A 6,755-nucleotide genomic window follows, 5' to 3' on the forward strand; every position below is an offset into this window, starting at 1 on the left:
GTCCGCCACCGTCCGTGCGGCCGCGGCGGCGGCGGACGACCGGGCCGCCGCCCGCAGGGCGTCGGCGTCCCCGTGCAGCACCGTGGTGGGTCCCGCGTAGTCGGTCGCTGTCGCGACGAGCACCGTGGCCCAGCCGGCGTCGCGCACCCGCAGACCCCCGGCCGTGGCGACGACGACGCCGTCCGTGGCGACCTCGACCGCGACCGCCGCGGTGATGCTCGTGCCAGGCGCGCGGTCCCGGACCACGGTGCCCGGCACGTAGTCCGGCGGGGAGTCCGACGGCATGCGCATCGTCGCCGACCATCCGTCCCGCTCGCCGCGCGGCTCGTCGAGCGGGTGCGCGGACGTGGTCCGCACGACCAGCTCGCCGGGTGCGCCGGCCCAGGACCGGTGCACGACGAGCACCGAGGCGGGTCGGCTGACGAAGGCCTCCTGCTCTCCGGCGGACCAGCGGTGCCCGGCGACGCCCTGGTCCAGGTCCAGCCAGCGCGAGTAGCCGTCGGTCGTCGCCGGAGCGCCCTGCTCGAGCCACAGGTCGACCAGCGGCTGGTACGCCTGCCCGAAGCCGCCCTGCAGCCGCTGCACCTGACGCTCCGCCTCCCGCACGTCGTCGTGCTCGAGCGCGGCGCGGGCGGCGGCGAGGGCGGCCGGTCCGTCCGGGGCCGAGCGGGCCCGGGGGGAGCCCGACCAGCACGTGTTGTCGTTCAGCTGCAGCCGTTCGGTGCCGACGCCGCCGAACACCATCGCGCCGATCCGCCCGTTGCCAAGCGGGAGCGCGTCGGTCCACGTGGTGGCGGGCGCGTCGTAGCGCAGGGTGGTGTCGGGCACGGGTCTCCAGGGGCCGCCGGTCGGACCGCCGGAGGGGTGGCGGTCCGACCGGCAGCGTAGATCAGGGGGTGGAGATCCTCGGCTGGGCGGGCATCGTGAACGGGCTGCCCAGGAAGAACCCCGGGTGCGGCGGCTGGTTGTAGGCCGTGTTCTGCCACGCGATCGCGACCCGGTAGGTCTGGTCGTGCAGCAGGGTCCAGACGCGGGCGCTGCTGGGCGTCGGCGTGGCGTAGATCCGCAGGCCCGACTCGTCGGACTTGGCCCAGATGACCTCTTCACGCCAGTCGCCGAGCAGGTCACCGGACAGCACCGGGGTGGACTTGGTGCCGTTGTTCGACCGCACGCCCGACCCGGTCAGCAGGCGGGTGTCGCCCCCGGTGCCGTACTTGTCGATGCGGGTGCCGTCGAGCAGCTCGCGCGTGGTGTCGCCGTCCCACCAGGCCAGGAAGTTCGCCGAGCCGGGCTTGCGGGCGACGCCCTGGCCGGAGGTGTTGCGCAGCTGGGAGTCCGACGAGGACCACGACTCCGCACCCGCGCTGCCGGACCAGATGTCACCCGAGACTCCGCGGCCGTTGTCGCTGCCGGACGGGGTGCTCCACAGGATCTGGCCCGTGCGGGCGTCGGCCATCCAGGAGTCGGGCTGGCTGGTGCTCTCCGTGACCTTGTAGTACTCCAGCCCCGGGCGGCCCGGGATCAGGTCACCGACGTGCCCGGCGTCCCCGTGACCCGTGCGGTTGGTCCACAGCCCGCGACCGTTGTCGTCGATCGCGGCGGCGCCGTAGAGGATCTCCTGCCGGCCGTCCTGGTCCACGTCCGCCACGGACAGGGAGTGGTTGCCCTGACCGGCGTACGCGCTGTTGCCCGAGTCGTTGGTGTCGAAGGTCCACCGGCGGGTCAGCTGGCCGTTGCGGTAGTCCCACGCCACCACGACCGCCCGTGTGTAGTAGCCGCGCGCCATGATGATCGAGGGTCGCTGGCCGTCCAGGTAGGCGGTGCCCGCCAGGAACCGGTCGACGCGGTTGCCGTAGCTGTCCCCCCAGCTCGAGACCGTGCCGCGGGGCGGGAGGTAGCTCGTCGTCGCCGCGATCGCGCCCGTCGGACCGGAGAAGACCGTGAAGTACTCCGGCCCGGCCAGCACGTACCCGGCCGAGCTGCGGTGGTCGGCGTTGGCGTCGCCGATGACCTGACCGGTCCCGGAGCGGGTGCCGTCGGCGGTCTTCATCGCCACCTCGGCCTTGCCGTCACCGTCGTAGTCGTAGACCTGGAACTGGGTGTAGTGCGCGCCGGCGCGGATGTTGCGGCCGAGGTCGATGCGCCACAGGCGCGTGCCGTTCAGCTCGTAGGCGTCGACGAACACGTTGCCTGTCACGCCGGACTGGGAGTTGTCCTTGGCGTTGGTCGGGTCCCACTTCAGGACGACCTCGAGCTGGCCGTCACCGTCCAGGTCGCCGACGCTGCCGTCGTTGGCCACGTGGTCGCTGCTCGGGCGCTGGATCGGAATGTCGAGGTAGCCGTTGCCGAAGGTGAGAGAGGCGGGCGACGCCGCCTGCTCCGTGCCGTTCACCACCGCGCGCACCGTGTATCGGGCGCCGGCGGACGCCCCGGCGTCGAGGTAGTTGGTGGAGCTGGTGATCGGGCCGGCGATGCGGGTGCCGTCGCGGTAGACGGTGAACCCGGTGCCCGCGGCCTCGGTGCCCAGCAGTCGCCACTGGACCAGGTTGTCGCTGCCCGAGCGCACGCTGATCAGCCCGCGGTCGAGCTTCTCGGCTTGCCACGCGCCTGCGGGCGGCACGACGGGTGGCGTGGTCGGGTCGACCGGCGGGGTGGTCGGGTCCACGGGCGGCGTCGTGGGGTCCACCGGGCTGCCCGTGCAGGTCGTGCCGTTGAGCGCGAACGACGTCGGGACCGGGTTGCTGCCCGACCAGGTGCCGTTGAACCCGAATGACGAGCTCGCCCCGGTGGCGAGGGTGCCGTTGTACGCGACGTTCTTCGCGGTCACCTGGGTACCGCTCTGCGACGTCGACGCGTTCCACGCCTGGGTGACGGTCTGCCCGGCGCCGAACGACCAGGTGAGCGTCCAGCCGTTCACCGGGTCTCCGAGGTTGGTGATCGTCACGTCGGCGCCGAAGCCGGGGTTCCACTGGTTGGTCACCGTGTAGTCGACGCGGCAGCCGACCGCGGCGGTCGCCGGCTGGGCGGCGGCGATGCCGATGCCGGTGGCGAGCGTGGCTGCCATCAGCCACGGGACGGTTCTCCGACGGTGCGGCATGGTGCTTCCTCCTGCGTTCGCGGCCGACCTCGTCGTCGGAGGGCATGACCCAGCCCCGCGGACGAACGTAGGGACTGCCGAGTGGCGCAACTACGCAGTGAAACCTTTCATCGGAGATCGCTTACCGCGCCCGACGTGTCATCCGCCGGATAGGTCCCGTGCCCCTCGACCACCAGCCCGTCGGCGAAGACCAGGACCTCGTTCACCACACCACCACGCTCGTTGCGGTAGACGATCACCAGCGCGTCCACCCCGGCGAACACCTGCTCGACGGTGAGGTGCAGGTGGGGGAGCAGGCGCAGGCCCTCGGTCCAGTACGCCCGCAGAGCGGCTTTCCCACGCAGCACGCCGCCGCTGCCCGGCACGATCCGCGCCGCCAGGGGAGAGGCGAAGACGACGTCGGCGGCGAAGAGCGCGAGGACGGCGTCGAGGTCGTGGGCGTTCCAGGCAGCCACCCAGGCAGCGCTGAAGTCGGTGGGATCAGGCACGGTCATCCGGGCAGTGTGGCACCCGACGGAAGGGCACATCATGGAGTGACGTCACCCTGCCGAGGGAGAGGACCGCCGACGATGAGCACGTGGACCGAGGACCAGCTCGCCCGGGTGGGGGAGGCGGAGGAGGTGCAGCTCACCTCGACGCGTCCGGACCGGAGCCTGCGTCCCTACGTCACCATGTGGGTGGTCCGGGCCGGGGACGACCTGTACGTGCGGTCCGCCTACGGGGCGACCAACCCGTGGTTCGTCCGCGCGCTGGCGAGCGGCCGCGGCCGCATCCGCGCCGGCGGCGTCGAGCAGGACGTCCACTTCGTCGCCGCGGACCCGGGGGTGCACGCGGGGATCGACGCGGCGTACCACACCAAGTACGACCGGTACGGGCCGGCGATCGTCGGCACCGTCGTCGGTCCGGAGGCCGCGGCCGTCACGCTCCGGCTGGTGCCCGCCGAGGACTGACGTGCCTCGTCACACCAGGTGGACGGCGTGGTCCTCGAGGTCGTCCAGGTCGTCCGCCGACGCCTGCAGCACGCGGTCCGCCAGCTGGCGCAGCGCACGCGCCGCCGCGATCTCGGTGCCGACCTCGGGAGCGTCCAGGTCGTAGGCGCTGAACTGCGCGCGGCCCCAGCCGTCGAGGGTCGCCCCGGTCGTCGTGGTGAGGACGGCGTGCGCCCTGGCGACGGACGCGTGGGTCGGGTCGTCGTCGGTGAACAGGTAGACCGCCACGTTCCAGGTCTCGTTCATCAGGTCCCTCCTCCGGCGTCCGCGCTGCGCCTGTGCGCCAGCTCCTTCGAGCGTGCGCCGACTCCTCCGTGCCCGGACAGGGCCTTTGGTCCCACCTGTCCGGGTGCGCCGGATTCGCCCGACCCCGTGGTGCGGGTGCCACAGATCGCGCCTAGCGTCAGGCCTCATGCGGGAACGCGTCGACGACACCCGGGCGGACGTGGTCGACCCGGCGGAAGGCCTGACCGAAGGCCCGACCGGATCGACGGTGCTGGGTAAGCGCTACCGGCTCGACGTCGTCCTCGGCCGCGGTGGGATGGCCACGGTGCACCGCGCGCGGGACCTGGTGCTCGACCGCGACGTCGCCGTGAAGGTGTTCCCCCCGGTGCACGAGGACGCCGACGACCTCCTGCGCAACCGTGCCGAGATGCGCGTGCTGGCCACCCTGAGCCACCCGGCCCTGGTCACGCTGCACGACGCGGGCACCGTGCACGACGCCGACGGCTCCCAGCAGGTCTACCTCGTGATGGAGCTGGTCGAGGGCGCGACGCTGGCCGACCGCCTGCGCGAGGGGCCGCTGACCGTCGCCGAGACCGCGGCGATCGGCAGGGACGTCGCCGACGCGCTCGCCGTGGTCCACGAGCGCGAGATCGTGCACCGCGACATCAAGCCCGCGAACATCCTGCTGGTGGGTGGCCTCGACGAGCGCAGGGCCGCGCCGGTCGCCAAGCTCGCCGACTTCGGCATCGCCCGGCTGGCGGACTCGACCCGCCTGACCATGACCGGGATGACCCTCGGCACGGTCAGCTACCTGAGCCCGGAGCAGGCGACGGGTGCGGCACTCGGCCCGCCCAGCGACGTCTACGGGCTCGGACTGGTCCTGCTCGAGTGCGCGACCGGCAAGGTCGCGTTCTCCGGCACGCCGGCGGAGGTGGCGACCGCGCGGCTCGTCTCGTCCCCCGACGTCCCGGCCGGGCTCGGACCGCGGCTCGCGGACGTGCTCGCGCGGATGACGCGCATGGACCCGCAGGAGCGGCCCACCGCGCGCGAGGTGGCGGACGACCTGACGGCGATCCTCGCCCTGCCGGACGAGGACGAGATGCTCCCGCCGACGCTCGCCGTCCCGCACGCCGACGCGCCCCCGACCCGGTGGCACGTCCGGTCCCGCCGGACCGTCCTCGCCGGCGCCGCGGGGGTGCTGCTGGCGGGTGGCGCGCTCACGGTCGGCCTGCTCGTGTCGGGGGACGACCCCCCGGAGCCGCCGTCCTATCCCACGGTCGAGGGCACGCTCGGCGAGTCCCTGCAGCGGCTCCACGAGAGCGTGGAGCCATGAGGCGCCGGGTCGGCTGGACCGCCCTCGTCGTCGCGTCCGCGCTGGCGTGCGCGGGATGTGCCGACGCCGCTCCGGACCTCGACGCGGACCGCGCCCGCACCCTGCAGGAGTCGGTTCTCGCGGTCACGCAGGCGGCGGCCGAGTCGCGGTGGAGCGACGCCCAGGGCCTCGTCGCCCAGACGCGCGAGGCGCTCGACCAGGGAGCGGACGCCGGCGAGGTGTCCACGGCGCGGTACCGGCAGATCGACGCGGCGCTCGACGGCGTGGAGAGCGACCTCGCCGCCGCCGTGGCAGCCGCCGCCGTCGCCGCAGAGGCTGCGGCGGAGCAGGCGGCGGCCGACCAGGCTGCTGCGGAGCTGGCCGCGACACCGCAGCCCGCGCTCGCCCCCGAGGTGCCCGCGAAGACCCCGAAGGGCAAGGAGAACAACCCCGGCAAGCCGAAGGGCGGCAAGTAGGACGTCTCAGGGTGGATCTCCGGGCGATCACGGATGCGCAGGTGGGCGCGGCAGCGGCATCCTGGGGGAGTCCGGCCGCGCTCGGTGGTCGGCGCGAGAGGAGCAGCACCATGGGAAGCGTCCACGACAGCATGGCTCGACAGGGCCTGGTCCGGCCGGTCGAGGGTCGTGTGCTGGCCGGAGTGTGTGCCGGACTGGGCCGGAGGTTCGGCATCGCGCCGTTCCACGCCCGGCTCCTGTTCGTGCTCGTCCTGTTCGTGCTGCCGGGCAGCCAGCTGCTGGTCTACCCGCTCCTGTGGATCCTCATGCCCACGGAGCGCTGGGTCCCGGCCGGGCCGGCGCCGACCGGCACCCCCGGCTGAGCCACCCGCCGGGACAGCTCGGCGCGGTTGCGCAGGCCGAGCTTGCGGTAGGTCCGCGTGAGGTGGGCCTCGACCGTCGACTCGCTCACGAACATGCGGGCGGCGATCTCCCGGTTGCGCAGGCCGTCGGCCACGAAGGCGGCGACCTCGGCCTCGGTGGGGGTCAGGTGCTCGTCCTGCGACGTGCCGCGCGCTCGGGCGAGCAGCTCGCGGACCAGCTCGTCCCACCCGCGGACGCGGGCGTCGACGAACGTGGCCAGACTGCGCTCGCCGGCGTCGCGCGGTCCCTGGCGG

General features: G+C 73.5%; 9 protein-coding genes. 4 read left to right on the plus strand and 5 right to left on the minus strand.

Features of this window, described 5'->3' with window-relative positions:
• From RYN42_RS19010 to RYN42_RS19020, 3 genes are all read right to left on the minus strand, one after another.
• On the minus strand, positions 1-828 hold an 828-nt coding region (locus tag RYN42_RS19010; RefSeq protein ID WP_315098820.1), incomplete at its 3' end, for a glycoside hydrolase family 95 protein.
• Between the two features lie 61 nt (positions 829-889).
• Positions 890-3,064, minus strand: a complete 2,175-nt coding sequence (locus RYN42_RS19015) for a cellulose binding domain-containing protein (protein ID WP_315098824.1) — start codon at positions 3,062-3,064, stop codon at positions 890-892.
• 140 nt (positions 3,065-3,204) lie between these two features.
• On the minus strand, positions 3,205-3,591 hold the full coding sequence (locus tag RYN42_RS19020; RefSeq protein WP_315098827.1) for a nuclear transport factor 2 family protein: 387 nt from the start codon (positions 3,589-3,591) through the stop codon (positions 3,205-3,207).
• 75 nt (positions 3,592-3,666) lie between these two features.
• Here RYN42_RS19020 and RYN42_RS19025 point away from each other — a divergent pair, with 75 nt between their 5' ends.
• Positions 3,667-4,047, plus strand: coding sequence for a DUF2255 family protein (locus RYN42_RS19025; RefSeq protein WP_315098830.1), 381 nt, complete (start codon positions 3,667-3,669; stop codon positions 4,045-4,047).
• A gap of 9 nt (positions 4,048-4,056) precedes the next feature.
• On the opposite strand, the gene RYN42_RS19030 is transcribed toward RYN42_RS19025, so the two are convergent.
• A complete protein-coding gene (locus RYN42_RS19030) occupies positions 4,057-4,332 on the minus strand; it encodes a dsRBD fold-containing protein (RefSeq protein ID WP_315098833.1) in 276 nt (91 codons plus the stop codon).
• Between the two features lie 166 nt (positions 4,333-4,498).
• On the opposite strand from RYN42_RS19030, the gene RYN42_RS19035 reads away from it, so the two are divergent.
• The 3 genes from RYN42_RS19035 to RYN42_RS19045 all read left to right on the plus strand — a co-directional run bounded on the left by RYN42_RS19035 (position 4,499) and on the right by RYN42_RS19045 (position 6,461).
• Positions 4,499-5,644, plus strand: a complete 1,146-nt coding sequence (locus tag RYN42_RS19035; RefSeq protein ID WP_315098835.1) for a protein kinase domain-containing protein — start codon at positions 4,499-4,501, stop codon at positions 5,642-5,644.
• Positions 5,641-6,099, plus strand: coding sequence for a mucin-associated surface protein (locus RYN42_RS19040; RefSeq protein WP_315098838.1), 459 nt, complete (start codon positions 5,641-5,643; stop codon positions 6,097-6,099). Before RYN42_RS19035 ends, RYN42_RS19040 begins: the two co-directional genes overlap by 4 nt.
• 110 nt (positions 6,100-6,209) lie before the next feature.
• Positions 6,210-6,461 (plus strand): PspC domain-containing protein, encoded by a 252-nt coding sequence (locus RYN42_RS19045; RefSeq protein WP_315098840.1) that lies wholly within the window; start codon positions 6,210-6,212, stop codon positions 6,459-6,461.
• Here RYN42_RS19045 and RYN42_RS19050 read toward each other — a convergent pair.
• Positions 6,383-6,755, minus strand: a 373-nt coding sequence (locus tag RYN42_RS19050) for a LuxR C-terminal-related transcriptional regulator (protein WP_315098842.1), incomplete at its 5' end; no start/stop codon positions are given. The two genes, RYN42_RS19045 and RYN42_RS19050, sit on opposite strands and share 79 nt — an antisense overlap.

Source organism: uncultured Cellulomonas sp. (assembly GCF_963527515.1).
GTDB lineage: Bacteria > Actinomycetota > Actinomycetes > Actinomycetales > Cellulomonadaceae > Cellulomonas.

What these genes read in the sequence shown, in the direction of transcription:
- RYN42_RS19035 (WP_315098835.1), top strand. Translation starts at nt 4,499, where the DNA reads ATGCGGGAACGCGTCGACGACACCCGGGCGGACGTGGTCGACCCGGCG.
- RYN42_RS19020 (WP_315098827.1), bottom strand. Translation starts at nt 3,591, where the DNA reads ATGACCGTGCCTGATCCCACCGACTTCAGCGCTGCCTGGGTGGCTGCC.
- RYN42_RS19025 (WP_315098830.1), top strand. Translation starts at nt 3,667, where the DNA reads ATGAGCACGTGGACCGAGGACCAGCTCGCCCGGGTGGGGGAGGCGGAG.
- RYN42_RS19040 (WP_315098838.1), top strand. Translation starts at nt 5,641, where the DNA reads ATGAGGCGCCGGGTCGGCTGGACCGCCCTCGTCGTCGCGTCCGCGCTG.
- RYN42_RS19045 (WP_315098840.1), top strand. Translation starts at nt 6,210, where the DNA reads ATGGGAAGCGTCCACGACAGCATGGCTCGACAGGGCCTGGTCCGGCCG.
- RYN42_RS19030 (WP_315098833.1), bottom strand. Translation starts at nt 4,332, where the DNA reads ATGAACGAGACCTGGAACGTGGCGGTCTACCTGTTCACCGACGACGAC.
- RYN42_RS19015 (WP_315098824.1), bottom strand. Translation starts at nt 3,064, where the DNA reads ATGGCAGCCACGCTCGCCACCGGCATCGGCATCGCCGCCGCCCAGCCG.